This window comes from Janthinobacterium sp. J1-1 (assembly GCF_030944405.1).
Lineage (GTDB): Bacteria > Pseudomonadota > Gammaproteobacteria > Burkholderiales > Burkholderiaceae_D > Janthinobacterium.
Genome location: NZ_CP132339.1, coordinates 935,546 through 953,136 on the forward strand (window position 1 = coordinate 935,546; position 17,591 = coordinate 953,136).

General features: G+C 62.6%; 14 protein-coding genes. 4 read left to right on the forward strand and 10 right to left on the reverse strand.

What is annotated here, in order from left to right; all coding sequences use genetic code 11:
* The first annotated feature begins 57 nt into the window (after positions 1-57).
* Both Q8L25_RS04195 and Q8L25_RS04200 read left to right on the forward strand, forming a co-directional pair.
* On the forward strand, positions 58-294 hold the full coding sequence (locus Q8L25_RS04195; protein ID WP_308923685.1) for a hypothetical protein: 237 nt from the start codon (positions 58-60) through the stop codon (positions 292-294).
* Between the two features lie 109 nt (positions 295-403).
* Entirely contained in the window at positions 404-910 is a 507-nt protein-coding gene (locus Q8L25_RS04200) for a hypothetical protein (RefSeq protein ID WP_308923686.1), read from the forward strand.
* Positions 911-955: 45 nt separating this feature from the next.
* On the opposite strand, the gene Q8L25_RS04205 is transcribed toward Q8L25_RS04200, so the two are convergent.
* From Q8L25_RS04205 to Q8L25_RS04230, 6 genes are all read right to left on the reverse strand, one after another.
* Complete coding sequence (locus Q8L25_RS04205) at positions 956-1,915, reverse strand: IS110 family transposase (protein WP_308923687.1); 960 nt, start codon at positions 1,913-1,915, stop codon at positions 956-958.
* Between the two features lie 335 nt (positions 1,916-2,250).
* On the reverse strand, positions 2,251-5,388 hold the full coding sequence (locus Q8L25_RS04210) for a CusA/CzcA family heavy metal efflux RND transporter (RefSeq protein ID WP_308923688.1): 3,138 nt from the start codon (positions 5,386-5,388) through the stop codon (positions 2,251-2,253).
* A gap of 19 nt (positions 5,389-5,407) precedes the next feature.
* The gene (locus Q8L25_RS04215) at positions 5,408-6,607 is read right to left on the reverse strand and encodes an efflux RND transporter periplasmic adaptor subunit (RefSeq protein ID WP_308923689.1); all 1,200 of its coding nucleotides are present in this window, start codon (positions 6,605-6,607) and stop codon (positions 5,408-5,410) included.
* A 10-nt stretch (positions 6,608-6,617) separates the two neighbouring features.
* Positions 6,618-7,847 carry a TolC family protein gene (locus Q8L25_RS04220; protein ID WP_308923690.1) on the reverse strand — a complete coding sequence of 410 codons (1,230 nt, stop codon included), beginning with the start codon at positions 7,845-7,847 and terminating at the stop codon, positions 6,618-6,620.
* Positions 7,848-7,946: 99 nt separating this feature from the next.
* Positions 7,947-8,315 (reverse strand): cation efflux protein, CzcI family, encoded by a 369-nt coding sequence (gene czcI / locus Q8L25_RS04225; RefSeq protein ID WP_308923691.1) that lies wholly within the window; start codon positions 8,313-8,315, stop codon positions 7,947-7,949.
* 22 nt (positions 8,316-8,337) lie between these two features.
* Positions 8,338-9,882, reverse strand: coding sequence for a C13 family peptidase (locus Q8L25_RS04230; protein ID WP_308923692.1), 1,545 nt, complete (start codon positions 9,880-9,882; stop codon positions 8,338-8,340).
* 142 nt (positions 9,883-10,024) lie between these two features.
* Here Q8L25_RS04230 and Q8L25_RS04235 point away from each other — a divergent pair, with 142 nt between their 5' ends.
* Positions 10,025-11,968, forward strand: a complete 1,944-nt coding sequence (locus tag Q8L25_RS04235) for a GAF domain-containing sensor histidine kinase (protein ID WP_308923693.1) — start codon at positions 10,025-10,027, stop codon at positions 11,966-11,968.
* A gap of 251 nt (positions 11,969-12,219) precedes the next feature.
* Here Q8L25_RS04235 and Q8L25_RS04240 read toward each other — a convergent pair whose 3' ends face one another.
* A complete protein-coding gene (locus tag Q8L25_RS04240) occupies positions 12,220-12,573 on the reverse strand; it encodes a hypothetical protein (RefSeq protein WP_308923694.1) in 354 nt (117 codons plus the stop codon).
* A gap of 504 nt (positions 12,574-13,077) precedes the next feature.
* A complete protein-coding gene (locus tag Q8L25_RS04245; RefSeq protein WP_308923695.1) occupies positions 13,078-14,583 on the reverse strand; it encodes a DUF3369 domain-containing protein in 1,506 nt (501 codons plus the stop codon).
* 389 nt (positions 14,584-14,972) lie between these two features.
* Here Q8L25_RS04245 and Q8L25_RS04250 point away from each other — a divergent pair, with 389 nt between their 5' ends.
* A complete protein-coding gene (locus tag Q8L25_RS04250; protein WP_308923696.1) occupies positions 14,973-15,491 on the forward strand; it encodes a DUF3016 domain-containing protein in 519 nt (172 codons plus the stop codon).
* Between the two features lie 14 nt (positions 15,492-15,505).
* Here Q8L25_RS04250 and Q8L25_RS04255 read toward each other — a convergent pair whose 3' ends face one another.
* Together Q8L25_RS04255 and Q8L25_RS04260 are read right to left on the reverse strand one after the other, a co-directional pair.
* Positions 15,506-15,949, reverse strand: a complete 444-nt coding sequence (locus Q8L25_RS04255) for a thioesterase family protein (protein WP_094443077.1) — start codon at positions 15,947-15,949, stop codon at positions 15,506-15,508.
* Between the two features lie 89 nt (positions 15,950-16,038).
* Entirely contained in the window at positions 16,039-17,502 is a 1,464-nt protein-coding gene (locus Q8L25_RS04260; protein ID WP_308923697.1) for a PQQ-dependent sugar dehydrogenase, read from the reverse strand.
* Positions 17,503-17,591 lie beyond the last annotated feature (89 nt).

Here is a 17,591-nt window from a genome sequence, read left to right on the forward strand (position 1 = left end):
CTTGCAATACGCGCATGGCGACCTATACTGAGCATTCACATTTGCAAGGAGGGCACCATGCTTGTGACTGCAGCTATCGGGGATCAATCGCTATCCCTGCATCATTGTCGAATCACGCGCCAGCGTAGCGCCGTCAAGTCTTGCGCCGAGCCTGTCGGCGCGCCATCGGCAATACCGCCGATCATCATCAACCCCTACAATTACCGCGTGCCGCTGCCGGCCATCGACCCGCGTTGGACCCCGCCGGGGCCACCGCTGACCTGGCCGGCGCGGCCCGCCATGTCGATGTGCTGAGCGGGGTGTGAAAAGGTGGGGCGGCATGCTGTTTGCAGTGTGCCAAACGCGGCACGGGCGGGCGATTTCGTCTATCATGCAGGCCCCACCTTCCATCACGAGCACCGCCATGAGTACCGATCTTCCCGAGTTTTCCGAGCCAGATGAGCAAGACAGCGACGCGCCCATTCAGGAGCCGCGCCTGTGGACCGGCAACGGCTGGACCGCGCGCGTGATCAAGAACGAGGAAGACGAAGGCTGGGCGGTGGCCATGATCAAGGATGGCGAACCGGAACCGGCCCTGGTCGGCCCGTGGACCATGGGCCGCGACAAGAAAAACCCCAAGCCGCTCGACGTCAACGCCTTCAACACCCTGGTGAAAACGGCGTCCGAGGTGCTGCGCCGCCATGAACAGCAACTGCACGCGCAATTGCACAAGAGCCTGTACGTGGCCACCGACGAAGGCCAGGTCAAGGTCATGTTCGACATCGTGCCCGACGAAGAGCACCCGTATGCCGAGCTGAGCGCGTATGACGCCGACGGCGAACAGATCGCCAAGGTGCGCGCCCCGGCCGCATTCAAATTCAACGCGACCGCGGCGGCCAACTGGATCGAGGGCGGTTACCGCAAACCGTAATAATTCGAATAACAACCGGCATGACCGTAGATACTGTTATCCCCGTCAAGCGTTGTGCAAGGTTGGATCAAATATTTTTCCCGACCTGAGCACGCCGAATGCCACGTGCACCAGCTTGCGCATCATGGCGCCGATGATCAGTTTCGGTGCCTTGCCGGCAGCGCTGAGCCGCTGGCCAAAGCGCTGACCCCATGGTGTCCTGTATACGGTCACCATGGCTGGCATGTACAGCGCCTTTCGCAGGAAACTGTGACCAATCTTCGACATGCGTGGCTTGCCACGTACGCTCGATCCTGACTCGTGCTGGCGCGGGTCGAGTCCCGCAAACGCCACGGCTTGCTTGGCGTTGTCGAAGCGCTCGGTATCGGCATAGTACGACAGCAACACTGGTATCGTGCGCTCACCCAGGCCAGGGATGCTGTCGAGCAGCTCGCGCTTGTCGCGTAAATCCGGATCATCGTCGATATGGCGCTTGATGGCGCGAATGAGTTCCTTGATTTCTTTGTCGAGCCAGGCAATGTGATCCTCGATACCCTGGCGGTCCGCTTCTCGAGCGACGTCGAGCCGATTCGTTTCCTGCAACCGCATCGCTTGCACCGCTTCGAGGCGCAGCACCAAGGCGCGCAGTGCCTGCGCGGCGGGCGACGGCGCTGTCCACGGCTCCGGTTGGCGCTCATGGGCAAAGTCGGCAATCAACTGCGCATCGACCTTGTCGGTCTTGGTGCGCACCATGCGCGAGGCGCCAAAGGCCTTCATCTGTGCCGGATTGATGACACTGACCACCATGCCAAGTCCGGCCAGATATTCGGCAACCCCTTCCCAGTAAGTGCCAGTCGCTTCCATACATACTCTCGGGTTGCCGGCATCATGCTTGAGCAGCCATTCGCTCAGTGCAGCAAATCCTTTGTGATTGTTCTCTACTACCTTGTTACGGTGCTTGCCATTGGGCAGGCGCAGTGCGCAGTCCAGCTTGGCCTTGGCAACGTCGATTCCTAAATTAAACATGCTGTGGTCCTCTTGCGATCTACCTTGTGAATGCGGGCTACCGGCGTGCCGGTGCCAAAGATACTGTCCGATCTTGACATGGAGGGTGGGTAAGTGGTGCGAGATCTACATCGCTGGCTTTGAGCCTAAGGGCGGATACGGCATCCAGTTACCCGGTCTTGATATGCCTACCAAGAATTTTGACAGCGGCCGATGTTGTTCGCAACACCACCAACCGCATGAGAGGAATAATACAAGGTCGGATTAGGCCGCAGGCCGTAATCCGACAACATTGTTGGCTCCAAAAATGCACCGCCAACAATGTTGTCGGGTTACGCGCGTAGCGCTAACCCGACCTACGCTGACTCTTTCTTCCGGTAAGCCAGGCTATACAACAGCGGCAACACCAGCAAAGTAAGCACCGTCGACGACAATATCCCGCCGATCACCACCGTGGCCAGCGGGCGCTGCACTTCGGCGCCGGTGCCGGTGGCGATCGCCATCGGCACGAAACCCAGTGACGCCACCAGCGCTGTCATCAGCACCGGCCGCAAGCGCGAGAGGGCGCCGTCGCGGATGGCGTCGTGCACAGCAAAACCCTGTTCGCGCAGCTGGCGAATAAACGAAATCATCACCAGCCCGTTCAGCACGGCCACGCCGGACAGGGCGATAAAGCCTACCGCCGCCGAGATTGACAGCGGTATGTCGCGCAGCCACAGCGCGAGTATGCCGCCCGTCAGCGCAAACGGAATGCCGCTGAACACCAGCAGGCCATCCTTCACATTGCCGAACATGGCAAACAGCAAGATGAACACCAGGCCCAGGGCCAGCGGTACCACCAGCTGCAATCGCGCGGTGGCCGACTGCAATTGCTCGAACTGGCCGCCCCAGCTGGTCCAGTAGCCGGCCGGTATATTGACCTGGGCTTGCAGCTGCTGCGTGGCGTCGGCCACAAACGAGCCGATATCGCGCCCGCGCACATTGGCGCTGATGACGATGCGGCGCTTGCCGTCCTCGCGGCTGATCTGGTTCGGCCCGGGCGCCACTTGCAGGCTGGCGACTTCGCCGAGCGGAATGAAGCGCGCGCGGCCTTCCGCATTGGCGCCCTGGGGCAGGGCGATCGGCAGGCGGCGCAATTGCTCCAGGTCGCTGCGCAGGCTGTCGGGCAGGCGCACCACGATGTCGAACCGGCGGTCGCCCTGGAACAGGGTGCCGGCCTGCTGGCCGCCGATGGCGGTCGAGATCGCCGCCTGCACGTCGGCCATGTTCAGGCCATAGCGGGCCGTCTGCTCGCGGTCGATCTGCACCGTCAGCATCGGCAGGCCGCTGGTCTGTTCGACCTTCACTTCGGTGGCGCCGGCCACCTTGCCCAGCACGCCGGCAATGGCGGCCGCCGTCGCATCGAGCACGGCCATGTCGTCGCCATACAGTTTCACCGCCACGTCGCTGCGCACGCCGGAAATCAGCTCGTTGAAACGCAGCTGGATCGGCTGCGAGAACTCGTAGTTGCTGCCCGGCAGGCTGGTGGCCGTCGCCTCGATTTCGGCCAGCAATTGCTCGCGCGGCTTTTTCGGTTGCGGCCACTGCGCGCGCGGTTTCAGCATGATGTAGCCGTCCGAGATATTCGGCGGCATCGGGTCGGAGGCGATCTCGGCCGTTCCCGTGCGGGCGAAGACGCGCTCGATTTCCTTGTGATTGCTCATCAGCCTGGTTTCCAGCTGCTGCTGCATCGCCAGGGATTGCGTGAGGCTGGTGCCGGGAATGCGTAGCGCCTGGATCGCGATATCGCCCTCGTTCAGGCTGGGCACGAACTCGCTGCCCATGCGCGTCGCCAGCAAGCCCGACAGCAGCACGGCCACCGCCGCGAACACCAGCACCACCGGCGTGTTGGCCATGGCCTTGTCCAGCGCCGGCGCATACCAGCGCTTGGCCGCGCGCATGATGGCGTTTTCCTTTTCCGCCACCTTGTCGCCGATAAACAGCGCCACCGCGGCCGGAATAAAGGTGATCGACAGCAGCATGGCGCCCAGCAGCGCAATCACGACTGTGAACGCCATCGGCGTAAACATCCTTCCTTCCACGCCCGTCAGCGCAAAGATCGGCAGATACACGACCATGATGATCAGCTGGCCGTACAGCAGCGGCCGGCGCGCTTCCTGCGAGGCCGCAAAGACTTCCTCGTACCGTTCCTGCAGGGTCAGGCGCCGGCCCAGCTTTTGCTGGGCATGGGCCAGGCGGCGCACGCAGTTTTCCACGATCACCACGGCGCCGTCGATAATGATGCCGAAGTCCAGCGCGCCCAGGCTCATCAGGTTGGCGCTGACGTGGTACTGCACCATGCCGGTAAATGTGAACAGCATGGCGAGTGGAATCACCATCGCCGTGATCAGCGCGGCCCTTATGTTCCCCAGGAACATAAAGAGGATGGCGATCACCAATACCGCCCCTTCCAGCAGGTTTTTCTTGACCGTATTGATGGCTTTGTCGACCAGCACCGTACGGTCGTACACGGTGACGGCATGCACGCCTTCCGGCAGGCTGCGGTTGATCTCGACCATTTTTTTATCCACCGCCTGCGACACGGCGCGGCTGTTCTGTCCGATCAGCATGAAGACGGTGCCGAGCACCACTTCGCGCCCGTTTTCGGTGGCCGCGCCGGTGCGCAGTTCGCGCCCGATGACGACGTCGGCCACGTCGCGGATGCGGATCGCCACGCCTTCGCGGTTGGCCACCACGATATTGGCGATATCGTCCTGGCTCCCGACCTGGCCCGGCGCGCGTATCAGCAGCTGCTCGCCCTGGCGTTCGATATAGCCGGCGCCCACATTGCCGTTGTTGCGCTCCAGCGCCGCCACGATTTCCTGCAGGCTGATGCCGTAGGAGCCCAGCTTGTCCGGATGCGGCGCCACCTGGTACTGCTTGGCGTAGCCGCCGATGGCGTTAATTTCCGTGACCCCCGGTACATTGCGCAGCTGCGGCTTGATGATCCAGTCCTGGATTTCGCGCAGGTCGGTCGGCGTGTAGGGCGTGCCGTCGGCCTTCCTGGCGCCCGGTTTGGTTTCCACCGTCCACAGATAGATCTCACCGAGGCCGGTGGACACCGGCCCCATCTTCGGCGTGATGCCGGCCGGCAGGCTTTCCTTCGCTTCCTGCAGGCGCTCGTTGATCATCTGGCGCGCAAAATAGATGTCGGTGCCGTCCTTGAAAATCACGGTGACCTGCGACAGGCCGTAGCGCGACAGCGAACGGGTTTCTTCGAGCTTCGGCAGGCCGGCCATCGCCGTTTCGATCGGAAAGGTGATGCGCTGCTCGGTTTCCAGCGGCGAGTAGCCGGCGGCGGCCGTATTGATTTGCACCTGCACATTGGTGATATCGGGCACGGCGTCGATCGGCAACCGCTGATAACTGTAGATGCCGAAGGCGGCCATGGCGGCCACGGCCAGCATGACCAGCCAGCGCTGCGCGATGGCAAAGCGGATCAAGCGTTCAAACATGATGGTTTCCTTGGCGTGATCAGTGTTCGTGGCCGGCGGATGCCTTGCCCAGCTCGGATTTCAGGGTAAAGCTGCCTTGCGCCGCGTACTGCGTGCCCACCGCCAGCCCCCTGGTGATTTCCGTCAACTGGCCGTCGCTGCGGCCGGTAATCACCGGCGTGGCCTGGTAGCCGCCCTTGACCTGCACGAACACGGACGGTTTGTCTTCCACCGACTGGATCGCCGTGCTGTGCACCGTGACCGGCGCATCCTGTTCGCCGGCGATCACCTCCACGCTGACGAACAGGCCCGGGCGCCAGGCCATGTCGGGGTTCTGCAGGCTGATGCGCGCCTTGGCCGTGCGCGTCTGTTCACCGAGCAGCGCGCCGACATAGGTGATGGTGCCCTTGGCGCTGGCATTGAAGGCCGAGGCTTTGACCAGCACCTTGCCACCGGTGCGCACGGTGGCCAGGTCCTTGGCCGGCACGGCGATTTCCGCCCACACGGTCGACAGGTCGGAGATCACAAAGATATTCGCGTCTTCCTTGACGGCTTCACCGAGCGTGATGTGTTTTTCCAGCACCATGGCGTCGAACGGCGCGCGGATCTCGTAGCGGTTCAGCGGTCCTTTGCCGGCGCCCACGGCGCCCAGCGCCTGCAGTTTCTGCTGCGCATTGAGCACCGCGATTTCCGCTTCGCGCCAGGCCTGCTGGGCTTGCAGGTAATCGAGTTCGGCCGAGATCTTTTCCTGCCACAGCATTTTTTCGCGCTCGTAGGTGGCATGCGCCAGCGACAGCCGCCGCTGGGCCGACAGCAGTGCGCTGCGCTGCTCGGACAATTCCGTGCTGGCGATCACGGCCAGCACCTGTCCTTTTTTCACCAGCTGGCCCAGGTCCGCATGCACGGCTTCCACCACGCCGGCCAGGCGCGGCACCACGTGCGCCGTGCGGTCTTCATTGAAGCGGATTTCGCCGGGCAGGGCGACGCTGGTCCGGATGCGGCCAGGCGCGGCGGTGGCGATCACCACGCCGGCCGCCTTGCCTTGTTCTGCCGTCAGCTGCAACAGGCCCTCGCCTGGCGGCGCGGTTTTCTCTTCGGCATGGCCGTGTTTTTCCTCTTCATGCGCATGGTCGTCCCTGGCGCCGCCGCCGGTGCTGAGGATCAGGAATGCCAGCACGATGCCGGCGATGAGGATGGCCGCGATGGCGGTCAGCTGTTTTTTGTTCAATTGGATATTCATGGCATCTTTCTTACGGAGTCACGGGGGCGCCCAGCAGGCGCTCGAGTTCGGCGGCCGCGTGGTGCGCTTCGGTCAGCGCGCGCAGGGTCTGGCTTTTGGCTTGCAGCAAGGTGCGCTGGGCATCGAGCACATCGAGAAAGGCGAACTTGCCGAACTCGAAACCCTTGCTGGCCGCGTCCCAGGCGCTTTGCGCGCCGGGCACGATCTCGTTTTGCAGGCTCTCCACGTCCAGCCTGGCCGTGGCCAGCCGCTCGCGCGCCTGCGCCAGCGCCGCTTGCAGCTGCACTTGGGCGGCGGCCAGTTCATCGCCAGCCTTGTCGCTGCGGCGCAAGGCCTCCAGCTTGTTGCCGGCATTGCGGTCGAACAGCGGCAGCGGCAAGGCCAGGCCGATGATGGCCTGGTTGCGGCCCAGTTCCTCCGAGCGTTTCATGCCGATGCTCACCGTCACGTCCGGCGTGGCGCGCCGTTGTTCCACGTCCAGCATGGCTTGCCGCTGCGCCAGGTGGCTGCGCGCCTGCCGCACGCTTGGGGCGGCGTCCGATCGCGCCGCCAGTTCCAACGGCGAGGGCAGCGGCGGCAGCAGGTCGAGCCGGCCATCGGCGTAGGTAAAACGCGGCGCGCCGGCGCCCCACAGCGCGGCCAGGCGCTGGCGGGCCTGGGTGAGGTTGCCGCGCGCCAGGTTCAGTTCGAGCCGCACACTTGCTTCGGCTACCTTGGCGCGCGTCGCTTCCACCGGCGACGCCTTGCCGGCCGCCACGCGGCGCGCCGTGATCTCGCTGGCGCGCGCCGCCAGCGCCTGTGCGCTGTCGGCCAGGCGCAAGCCTTCCTGCGCGGCCAGCACGTCGACAAACGCGGTGGTGACAGCGGCGCGCGTGTCGGCCGCTTGCAGGGCCAGGGCCGCCTGCGCCAGGTCCTGGCCGCGCAGGGCGACGGCGGCGCGCGCGCCGCGCTTGCCGCCCAGTTCGATCAGCTGATTCAGTTGCACGGTGGTGCTGCGCGTGGCGCGGCGCGTATCTTCCACCACGGTTTGCAGTTCGGGGTTGGGCAGCGCTTGCGCCTGTTGCAGCGCGCCACCCTGGGCAGCCAGTTCGTGGCGCGCGGCCGACAGGGTGGGGTTGCCGGCCTCGGCCAGTTGCAGGGCGGCGGCCAGGGTCAGTGGGGCAGGTGGTTCGGCCGCGCCTTGGGCGCGGGCGGGCAGGGTCAGCAAGCTGACGCTGATGAACAAGATAAATCGGTACATCGAATTCTCCAGGCAATGGAAAGGAATTCGACGGGATGCGCAGCCATGCACGCGCATCAAGCGCGGCGCATGCTGTAACAGTGAAACTATCCCGCCGGTCTAGACGATGACCGGCGACCAGTCGGGCCGCTTGGGCCCATCGGGAATATGCGAGACGTACAGGAAGGAGGAAGTGTCGATGGTCAATGATGCCGTGTCGAACACGGGCATGCTGGCGCCGGGCGGCAACCAGGCGTGGCCGATGCCATGGCAGACATTGCAGTCGCTGTGCGCCTTGGCCTTGGCGTTCAGGTCCTTGCCGGCGTCGGCTTGTGGTTCGTCGCCGGCGCTGGCCTTGTGCTGGTGGCTGTGGTGGCCCGGGTGCTGGGCCGCCTTGCCTTCTTCGTGCAGGCAATAGGCGCTCGCCGCGGCCCAGGACATCTGGAGCGGAAGCACGAACAGCAGCAGGAGCAGGAAGAATTTTTTCATGGCTGCGCCCATTGTACCGAATTTACCGGGGCTGGGCGCGCCAGTTTTTCAGTTGCTGGGCGATCGCCTTGCCCTGGTAAATTTGCGGTTCGGAGTGTTCCTCTTCGCCGTCGCCACTGTACTTGAAGTCCTGCGCTTCGCGCGCGCGCACCAGCGTTTTCGCTTTCTCGAACGCTTCGGCAAAGCCTGCGCTTGTGGGCAAGGCTTGCTTGAAATACGCTTCGCTGAAATAGGTGAAATCGGCCTGGTCGTCGCAGCCGAACGAGGTGCGGTCCGGCCGCGCGGCCGTGATGATCAGGGTGTTGTCGTCCTTCAAGGGGCCGATAAAGCCGCCCGAATAGCAGGCCGAGACGACGATCACGCGCCACTTGACGCCGCTGTGTTTCAGCATGCCGGCCAGGTCCTGCGCCGGCAGGCTGTGCAGGTCCATGCCGTTTTGCGCCAGCGCCAGCTGGTGGTCGGCCGAGCCGTGGCTGGTCAGGAACAGGAACAGCACGTCGTTGTTCTTGTCCATTTTCGCGCCCAGCGCGTCGAGGCTGGCGCGGATGCTGGTGCGGGTGGCCATCGGCTGCTGCGCCACCGTATTGCGGCTGTTGACCAGCACCATCGAGCGCCCGGCCGTGCCATAGTCGCGGTCGAACTGGCGCTGCACGAAGGCCGTTTCGCGCCGGAACACTTCCTGCGCGCCATCGCCGCCGACACCGAGGAAATACAGATTGATCTTTTTCGCCGGGTCGCGCGGCAGCACCCCGGCCAGGGTTTTTTCCAGCAGGGCCGGCTGGTTGTACAACGCCAGTTCGATATTGTCGCGCGTGAGTTTCTCCAGCGCCGGGTCGTCGAGCTGGCCTTCGGTCCAGTTGCCGCTGTCGCTGGTGCGCCCGTCCGGCTGGGCATGCGCGTAGCGCAGCACGCCGGCGCCGTCGAACAGGCCGTTGCTGAAGTGGCCCCGGTATTCGTCGCCATCCGGCGTGCGCAACACGCCCTCGCCATCGAACTTCCAGTCCTTCAGTTCGCCTGTGTAAACGATGCCGTCGGGCGAACGCACCTGCATCGTGCCCTGCGGCTGGCCCTGCACGAAGCTACCCTGGAACTCCATGCCGTCGCTGTCGGTCAGCACCCCCGCGCCGTGCGGCTTCCAGTTGCGAAACGCGCCCACATAGCTGCCGTCCAGGCCCTGGTAGCTGCCCTGGCCGTCGAAATTGCCCTTGCTGAAATTGCCCGCATAGACTTCGCCCTTGGGCGAGGTGTAGCGGCCCTGGCCCTCGAACGCGCCCAGGCGGAACTGGCCCTCGTAGCGCACGCCGGAAGGCTGGCGCAAGCTGCCCTGGCCGCTGAACACGCCGCGCTCGAAACCGCCTTCATAGTAGGCGCCGCTGGCGTATTCCAGCCGCCCCTTGCCATGCATCTTGCCGTCGACCAGCGGACCGAAATAGCGTCCGCCATCGGCCGTCTGCGCCGCCGGCACGCGTGCCGGCGCGGCGCACAGGGGCGGCATGCCGAAGGCGGAAAACAACAGCAGGCCGGCAAGTGTGTAAGGGCGGACTGCGGCGCGTAGCGGTGTGGTCATGGGGGAATCGTGCGTGGAAGAGTCGCTAGTGTAGCCACTGTCGGCCGGTGCTGGCAAATCCTTGCCTGTTTATCGTGCCAAGGGGCAATTGAACTGATAATATTGATTTTTGGAATTATTTCAGCAGCAGTCAGGGAATCCCATGGAAAGTCGTCTCAGCCGCCTGGAAGCGGTACAAACCGTATTGCTGGAAATCGGCCAGCGTTCCAGCACCTGCAGCGATATCGCCGACTTCCTGCAAGCCGTGCATGCGGCGCTGGGGCGCATCATGTATGCGGCCAATTTTTACGTGGCCTTGAGCGACCGTGACGAAGGCACCGTGCGCTTTCCGTATTTCGTCGACGAGTTCGACAGTGCGCCCGATGCCGGGCAGGTGGTGCGCCTGGCCGGCTCCGAGCAGTCGCCCACGGCCTGGGTCATCGTCAACGGCAAGCAGCTGGTGATGACGGCCGGTGACGCGGCCATGCATGTGGACGGCGGCGCCGCCTGGGGCGGCGGCACGGCGGCCGAGCACTGGATCGGCTGCCCGCTGCTGGACCAGCAGCACCAGGTGCTGGGCGCCATCGTGATCCAGAGCTACGATGCCGAGCACCGTTTCAGCCTGGAAGACCAGGCCCTGTTCGCGCTGATTGCCACCCATGTGTCGAGCGCGCTGCAAGGCCTGCAAAGCATGGACCGGCTGGAAAAGGCGGTGCAGGAACGCACGGCCTTGCTGGCCCATGAAGTGGCCGAGCGGCGCCGCGCGGAAAACCTGCAGCATGCGCTGTTTGAAATCGCCAACCTGTCGGCCCAGGCAGCCGACGCCGCCACCCTGTATGCGCGCCTGCACGTGATTATCAGCGAGCTGGTGACGGCCAAGAATTTCCTGATCGCCCTGTATCACCCGGACACGCTTGACATCACGATCCCGTATTTTGTCGATGAAAAAGATGCACAGGCGCCCGTCAAGCGCTTTCATTATGGCGTCGGCATGAGTTCGTATATTTTGGCGCGGCGCCAGCCCTGTTTGCTCGATGCCGGCAGCTACGCGGCGCTGGTGGCCAGCGGCGAAATGAACGAGCCGCTGGGCAATGTGGGCATCGCCAGCTGGATGGGCGCGCCGATGCTGCTGGGCGAGCGCGCGTATGGCGTGATCATCGTGCAAAGCTATGACGCGTCGGTGGTGTATGGCCAAGCGGAACTGGACGTGCTGGCCTTCATGGCCAGCCATGTGGCGGTGGCGATCGCCCGCATGCAGGCCGACCGCGCCATGCGCCAGGCCAAGGAAACCCTGGAAGAGCAGAACGCGGCCCTGAACAGCGCGCTGCAAGCCTTGAAGGAGGCGCAGTCGGAACTGGTGCGCCAGGAAAAGCTGGCCTCCTTGGGCCGCCTGGTGGCCGGCGTGGCGCATGAAATCAATACCCCGCTGGGCATCTGCGTGACGGCCACCAGCCACCTGGTGCAGGAACTGAAACTGACGCGCGAGGACCTGGCCAGCGGCCAGTTGGATGAAGACGGCTTGCAGGAGTTTTTCGGCATTATCGACCAGACCCTGCGCATCATGACCACCAACACCCAGCGTGCCGCCGCGCTGGTGCGCAGCTTCAAGCAGGTCGCCGTCGACCAGTCGTCGGACGACATGCGCAGCTTCAACCTGCGCAAATATCTCGATGAAATTTTATTGTCGCTGCAGCCCAAGCTGAAGGGCAAGCCGATCAAGGTGGAAGTCGAGTGCGCGCCCGAGTTGCAGCTGCGCAGCTATCCCGGCGCGATTTCACAGATCGTCACCAATATGGTGGTCAATTCCATGGTGCATGGTTTTGCGGAAGGCGAACCGGGCAAGATACGGATCAGCGCCCGCAGCGACGGCGACATGCTGGCGCTCGATTACAGCGACGATGGGCTGGGCATGGACAGCGCCACGCTGGGGCAGCTATTCGATCCGTTTTTCACCACCAAACGGGGTTCCGGCGGCAGTGGGCTGGGGGCGCATATTTTGTATAACCTGGTGACGGGGCCGCTGGGGGGGACGGTCAAGGTTGCCAGTGCGCCGGGGATGGGGTTGCATTACACGATCCGCTTTCCCCTCGAACCGAAGAGTGTTTAAAAAGGCCTTGAACAGCGGGCCGGAGACGCGGGTCTGAGAAAATGCCGATGGCGGCGTTGCGGCTCCTCGCCGACCATGCGTACTGTCTTCGTCGCCGCGCCTTGCCCTCGACATTTTTCAGGCCCGCTTGGCCCGGAATGCCCAAGTTGGTGGCTTGGGCCGAAGCGTGGTTTGCTGGTGTGCGTATTGCTAGGGCAGGGAGCACTTGGTTATTTGATGAGTGGCTGCTGTCGACCCAAAGCGGACGTGGGCTAATAGTAATCTAGCTCACCGCGTGCGTGTGCTTCCCGAAGCAAAGCATCGACATCGACCAGCGGTTGCTCCGCGAATACCGTGTCCCACGGCGGGATTGGTCCGTCGGGCTCCTGAACCAATATAGTAAGCTGCTCGCTTCGCCTGCACCAGTCCACATAGAACCCTTCATCAATACAGTTCTCGACTTCCTCACAGACTTCAGAAAGTGAAACATCTTTTGCATTCGGTGCATTTGCACCTACATAGTGAACTAAACGCACCGGCGAGCTATCAGTGTGTTTCGAAAAAAAATCATAAAACGCTAATTTTCGTAAAGCTTTCTTCGTCGTCATTTCGTGTGTTTTGGTCATATTCCCTTGCCGTCCGCTCTTGGCCGAATGCCGTCGTTGCCCGGTTCCGCCCCAGAGCGGCACTTCAGCTTTGAGCTGAACAAGGAAGTTGTTTCGACGGTCAAATGCAAATAAACTATCGAGGGGACTTTGACATTAAGGCGCCGGTAACAACTCCAATTGCGATCCCCGTACCAATGCCTAGAGCAAGGTTGCCGATCGCGACGCCAATTCCACATCCAATCGCAACTCCAAGACAAATTCCAACGCCTATGAATTTGCCATCTTTTTTGTCGGGTGAATCGCTCATAGAATCCTTTTATGAAGGGGCCGAAAGGCCGCTACTGGCCGATTGCCGACCCTTGCCGATCCCCACCACTTTCGCAAACCGTGCATGACGAGATCAGCCGTAGCCACTTCTGCCTATCCTTCAGAGCCACATACTGCACGTGATAGAAACGGCTGTGACTGCACTGCCCATGCCGCGTCTGCCTTGCGTATCGCTACCGGTTGCGGCAATCCCGCCTAGTCCGGAAACCGCTGATTCAGCGCCAGCGCCGCATCCAGATTCGCAATCAACAACTCCACATACTGCGGATCGAGGTGGCTGCCGCTCACTTCGCGCAGGTAGCTGACCACGCGTTCAAGCGGCCAGGCGTCTTTGTAGCAGCGCTTGTGCATCAGCGCGTCGAAGACGTCGGCGACGGCGGCGATGCGGGCGTATTTGTGGATGTGCTCGCCGACCAGGCCTTGCGGGTAGCCGCTGCCGTCGTATTTTTCATGGTGCTGGTGGGCGATCACGGCGGCCGCCTTCAATAGCGGGCGTTGCGAGCCGTCGAGGATCGACATGCCGACCGTCGGGTGCTGCTTCATGATTTCCCACTCGGCCGCATCGAGCTTGCCCGGTTTCAGCAGCACCGCGTCGGGGGTCGAGATCTTGCCGATGTCGTGCATTGGCGCCGCATGGCGCAGCACCATGGTTTCCTCGTCCGACATGCCCGACGCCTGCGCCAGCAGCTGGCACACTTCGGCCATGCGGCGCACGTGGTTGCCGCCTTCGTGCGAGCGCGATTCGACCACGTCGCCCAGGCGCAGGATCAGCTCGGCCTGGGTGTCGGTGATTTCCTGCGTCAGCAGGATATTGTCGAAGGCGATCGCCACGCCCGAGCAGAATACTTCCAGCAGTTGCGCGTCGAGATCGGAAATTTCTTCCACGCCCTTCAGTACCAGCAGCGACGCCTTGCCGCTGCTGTTCGGAAAATAGCCGACATAGGTGTCGCCATGCAGGCGCGAGATTTTATTGCTCTTGGCGTGATCCAGCTGCGACAGCAGGGCAGGGCTCAGCATGCCGTCGTCGGTGTCGCCGATCTGCGCCAGGATTTCATAGTCCTGCTCGCCGCTGATGGCGCTGGCGCCGCGCAGGCGCAGCAGCATGCTCGTTTCCAGGCGCAGCAGGGCGACCACTTGCTGCAGCAGGCCGCTGGCGAAGTCGCGCAGGTTGCGCTGCTTGAAAATATGCGCCGAGGCGGCGATCACGCGCTCCAGGCCTTCGCGGTAATGCAGCTGCGACAAGCGCGCTTCCTCGACCTTCATGATGTCGCGGTAGGCGCGCAGGGCGGCAAAGGTGGTGGTAAACAGCTTGGTGCGGTCGAGCTCGGTTTTTTCCTTGTAATCGTTGATGTCGTAATTGACGATCACGCGTTCTTCCGGCGCCTGGCCCGGCTGCCCCGTGCGCAGCACGATGCGGGTAAATTGATTGCCCAGGTCTTCGCGCATCCAGCGCGCCACTTCCAGGCCGCTGTCTTCGCGCTCCATCACCACGTCGAGAAACACCAGCGCAATGCCTTCTTCGCGGGCCAGCACCTGCTTGGCTTCGGCGCCGCTGTAGGCGTGCAGGAAACTCAAGGCGCGGCCTTCGAGGCGGAAACGGGTGAGTGTCAATTTGGTGATGTCGTGGATGTCGGGTTCATCGTCGACAAGCAAGACTTTCCACGGCGGTAACTTGGGCGAGGCTGAAGACAAAAATGACATAAGGGCGAGTTCCGCTAAAGGGCATGACTGACCGCCACGCGCCAGGCAATCCCTGTGCGCCACCGCTGGCGTTGCGCGTTTTCCGGGCGCATTCTGACGATTGTAGACCGAGCGCATGGTATTAACAACAGGCAAGAAAAATTGTCCTGCTTCCATGCAACAGTGCTTTCAACTACATGGAAATATTGCCATACATACTTTATCGCTTACGCAACTATATTTTCAAGACAATACTTTGTTTTAATCAATATTGCCAATAAAACCGTTATAAAAGTCGGTGCGCGCCAGCGCGGCGCCTGGCCCCGACTTCGTAACAAGGTATGAATTCCAGTGGCGACGGCAGCACATGCGCGTATATTTGACACGGATGTTTTTTGAAAGGGATGATCATGAAAAAGAAAATCACGCATCTGCTGCTGGCGGGAACCGTCTTGCTGGCTGCTGGTGCCGCGTGGGCGCAAAGTCCCGTGTCGGGTCCGGCTTCCGGCAATACCGAAGTGCTGTATGACAAGCCGGATCAATTCACCGATATCTCGTTCGATCCGCGCAAGCGCGAAGAGGCATTGACGGAGTTGACGCGCCACTTTGACAAGCTGGGCGCGTCCTTGCCGGCCGGCCAGCGCTTGAAGATCGTGGTCACCGATGTCGACCTGGCAGGCCGCGAAGATCCGCACGTGCGCTCGGCGAACGAGATCCGCGTGCTGACGGGCGGCGTCGACTGGCCGCGCATCAGCCTGTCGTATGCGCTGGAACAGGACGGCAAGGTGATCAAGAGCGACAAGGCGCAACTGTCCGACATGTCTTACCTGACGCGCATGAACCGTTATTCCAGCGGCGAGCGCCTGCGCTATGAAAAACTGATGATCGACGAATGGTTCGCCAAAACTTTCAATGTACCGCGCAGCTAACGCTCAAGCCATGATCAGTCGATCCAGTTCACCTGGGTAAATTTGCTGCCGAATTCTTCCGGCATGGGCACGACCTGGCTGCGTTTGTAGTTGAAAAATACAAAGCCGGACTTGGCCATCGCGATCAGGGTGTTGTCGCGCGGACGCGTGATGCGGAAGGTGATGTCGCCGCCGTATTTGTTGAAGTCCATCACGCCCACTTCGAACAGCAACTGGTCGCGCGCATGGGCTTCGGCGCGGTAGGTGGTGGCCAGGTCAGTGACGATGATGCCGGTGCCGTCGGCCTCGATGTCGCGCACGCCGAATTCGAACAGGAAGCGGGCGCGCGCCTCCGAAATCATGGAGATCATGGAATCGTTGCCGAGATGGTTGCCGGCATTGATGTCGGTGGTGCGCACCGTCAATTGCGAAGAATAGCAGTATTGGTCTTCGGGAAATTCAAGTGTCAAACGGGCCATGGGTCTCTCTTGATCAGGTGTGCCGGACGTGGCGGGAAAGTCAATTCTAGCCGCTTCCCCGCCATGCGTCGAAAAAACCACCTGCGCGATTACTTGCGCACGATGCGGTAAACCTTGCCGCTGCTGCTGAGCATGTACAGCTCTTTCTGCGCATCCTGGCCGAACGACACGATATTGCCCACGTTGGTGATGGCCCAATCCGTCACGGCCGAGGCGCTGCCATTGCTGTAAGTAAAACTCTTCAGCCAGCCGCTGCAATAGTCGGAATACAGATAGTGGCCGGCCAGTTCCGGCAGGGCCGTGCCGCGGTACACATAACCGCCCGTGATCGAACAGCCGCCGGCGCTGTCGTGGCCGTAGTCGACCTTGGGCAGCACCAGCCCCGCCTGGTTGCAAGTGGCGCTGTTATAGCACTGCGTGCCTTCCATGATGTTCCAGCCGTAATTGTTGCCTGCCGTGCCGACTGGCGCCACATTGACCTCTTCGCGCTGGCCCTGGCCCACGTCGGCGATATACAGCAGTTGCGCGGTGGTATCGAAGGCATAGCGCCAGGGATTGCGCAGGCCATACGCCCAGATTTCCGCGCGCTTGCCTGCCGTATTGACAAACGGGTTGCTGGCCGGGATGGCATACGGTTGCGCGATGCTGCTGGCGTTGACGTCCAGGCGCAGCATTTTGCCGAGCAACAGATTGGTGTTTTGCGCATTGCCGGACGGGTCGCCGGCACCGCCGCCGTCACCCGTGGCCGCATACAGATAGCCGTCCGGGCCAAAACTGAGCAGGCCGCCGTTGTGGTTGCTGAAGCCGGGGTGGGGAATCGCGATGATCTGCACGCTGGCCAGCGCATCGGCGAGATTGGGGTTGCCGGCCGAAACCTGGCGCCGCTCGATGATGATATTGCCGATCAGGTCGGTGTAGTACAGGAAAAAGTAGCCATTGCTGGCGTACTGCGGATGAAAGGCCATCGACAGCAGGCCCCGTTCGCCATCGGTGCTGGTGCGGCTGCTGATGTCGAGGAACGGCGTGGCCAGCAGGTTGCCATTGTCGACGATGCGGATACGCCCGGCGCGCTCGACGATGAAGAGGCGGCTGTCGCCTGCCGGCGCGGTCAGGAAGGTCGGCGCCTGCAAGCCGCTGGCGACCTCCTGCAAGGCCAGCGCCAGCGGCGCCGTGGCCGCGTAGGCGACGCCGGCGCTGGTGGTGGCGCCGGCGGCAACCTGCACTTGCCGGGTCGCCGGCGTGGCCGCCAGGCTGCCACTGCCGTAAGCCACATTGGCGGCAGTGACGGCATACGCGCCTGGCGCCAGGTTGTTCAGGGTGGTCGACGCCGTCAGCAGCTTGCTGTAGGACGCCGGCCCGGTCACGGTGACGGCGCCACTCACGCCGGCCGGCAGGCCGCTGATGGTCACCACCAGGCTGCCGGTCGTGGGGCCGGGTGCGGGATCGTCGTCATCGTCATGGCCGCCGCACGAGGCCAGCAGGCCCAGGCTGAACAGCAACAGCAGCGCCAGCAAGGATTGTTTGAATGCAGTGAAGCAAGTTCGATTGCGCATGTCAGTCTCCAGGGATGGAACGACGCAGCCGCCTGTCAAATGATGGACGGCGTTGGAATACAATCATTCATTTTTTCGCTGGCAGACTT

Excerpts from the sequence above, each read along its gene's own strand:
- Q8L25_RS04255 (WP_094443077.1), bottom strand. The coding sequence starts at position 15,949 with ATGGCCCGTTTGACACTTGAATTTCCCGAAGACCAATACTGCTATTCT.
- Q8L25_RS04250 (WP_308923696.1), top strand. The coding sequence starts at position 14,973 with ATGAAAAAGAAAATCACGCATCTGCTGCTGGCGGGAACCGTCTTGCTG.
- Q8L25_RS04205 (WP_308923687.1), bottom strand. The coding sequence starts at position 1,915 with ATGTTTAATTTAGGAATCGACGTTGCCAAGGCCAAGCTGGACTGCGCA.
- Q8L25_RS04215 (WP_308923689.1), bottom strand. The coding sequence starts at position 6,607 with ATGAATATCCAATTGAACAAAAAACAGCTGACCGCCATCGCGGCCATC.
- Q8L25_RS04220 (WP_308923690.1), bottom strand. The coding sequence starts at position 7,847 with ATGTACCGATTTATCTTGTTCATCAGCGTCAGCTTGCTGACCCTGCCC.
- Q8L25_RS04195 (WP_308923685.1), top strand. The coding sequence starts at position 58 with ATGCTTGTGACTGCAGCTATCGGGGATCAATCGCTATCCCTGCATCAT.
- Q8L25_RS04210 (WP_308923688.1), bottom strand. The coding sequence starts at position 5,388 with ATGTTTGAACGCTTGATCCGCTTTGCCATCGCGCAGCGCTGGCTGGTC.
- Q8L25_RS04260 (WP_308923697.1), bottom strand. The coding sequence starts at position 17,502 with ATGCGCAATCGAACTTGCTTCACTGCATTCAAACAATCCTTGCTGGCG.
- Q8L25_RS04245 (WP_308923695.1), bottom strand. The coding sequence starts at position 14,583 with ATGTCATTTTTGTCTTCAGCCTCGCCCAAGTTACCGCCGTGGAAAGTC.
- Q8L25_RS04200 (WP_308923686.1), top strand. The coding sequence starts at position 404 with ATGAGTACCGATCTTCCCGAGTTTTCCGAGCCAGATGAGCAAGACAGC.
- czcI (WP_308923691.1), bottom strand. The coding sequence starts at position 8,315 with ATGAAAAAATTCTTCCTGCTCCTGCTGCTGTTCGTGCTTCCGCTCCAG.
- Q8L25_RS04240 (WP_308923694.1), bottom strand. The coding sequence starts at position 12,573 with ATGACCAAAACACACGAAATGACGACGAAGAAAGCTTTACGAAAATTA.
- Q8L25_RS04230 (WP_308923692.1), bottom strand. The coding sequence starts at position 9,882 with ATGACCACACCGCTACGCGCCGCAGTCCGCCCTTACACACTTGCCGGC.
- Q8L25_RS04235 (WP_308923693.1), top strand. The coding sequence starts at position 10,025 with ATGGAAAGTCGTCTCAGCCGCCTGGAAGCGGTACAAACCGTATTGCTG.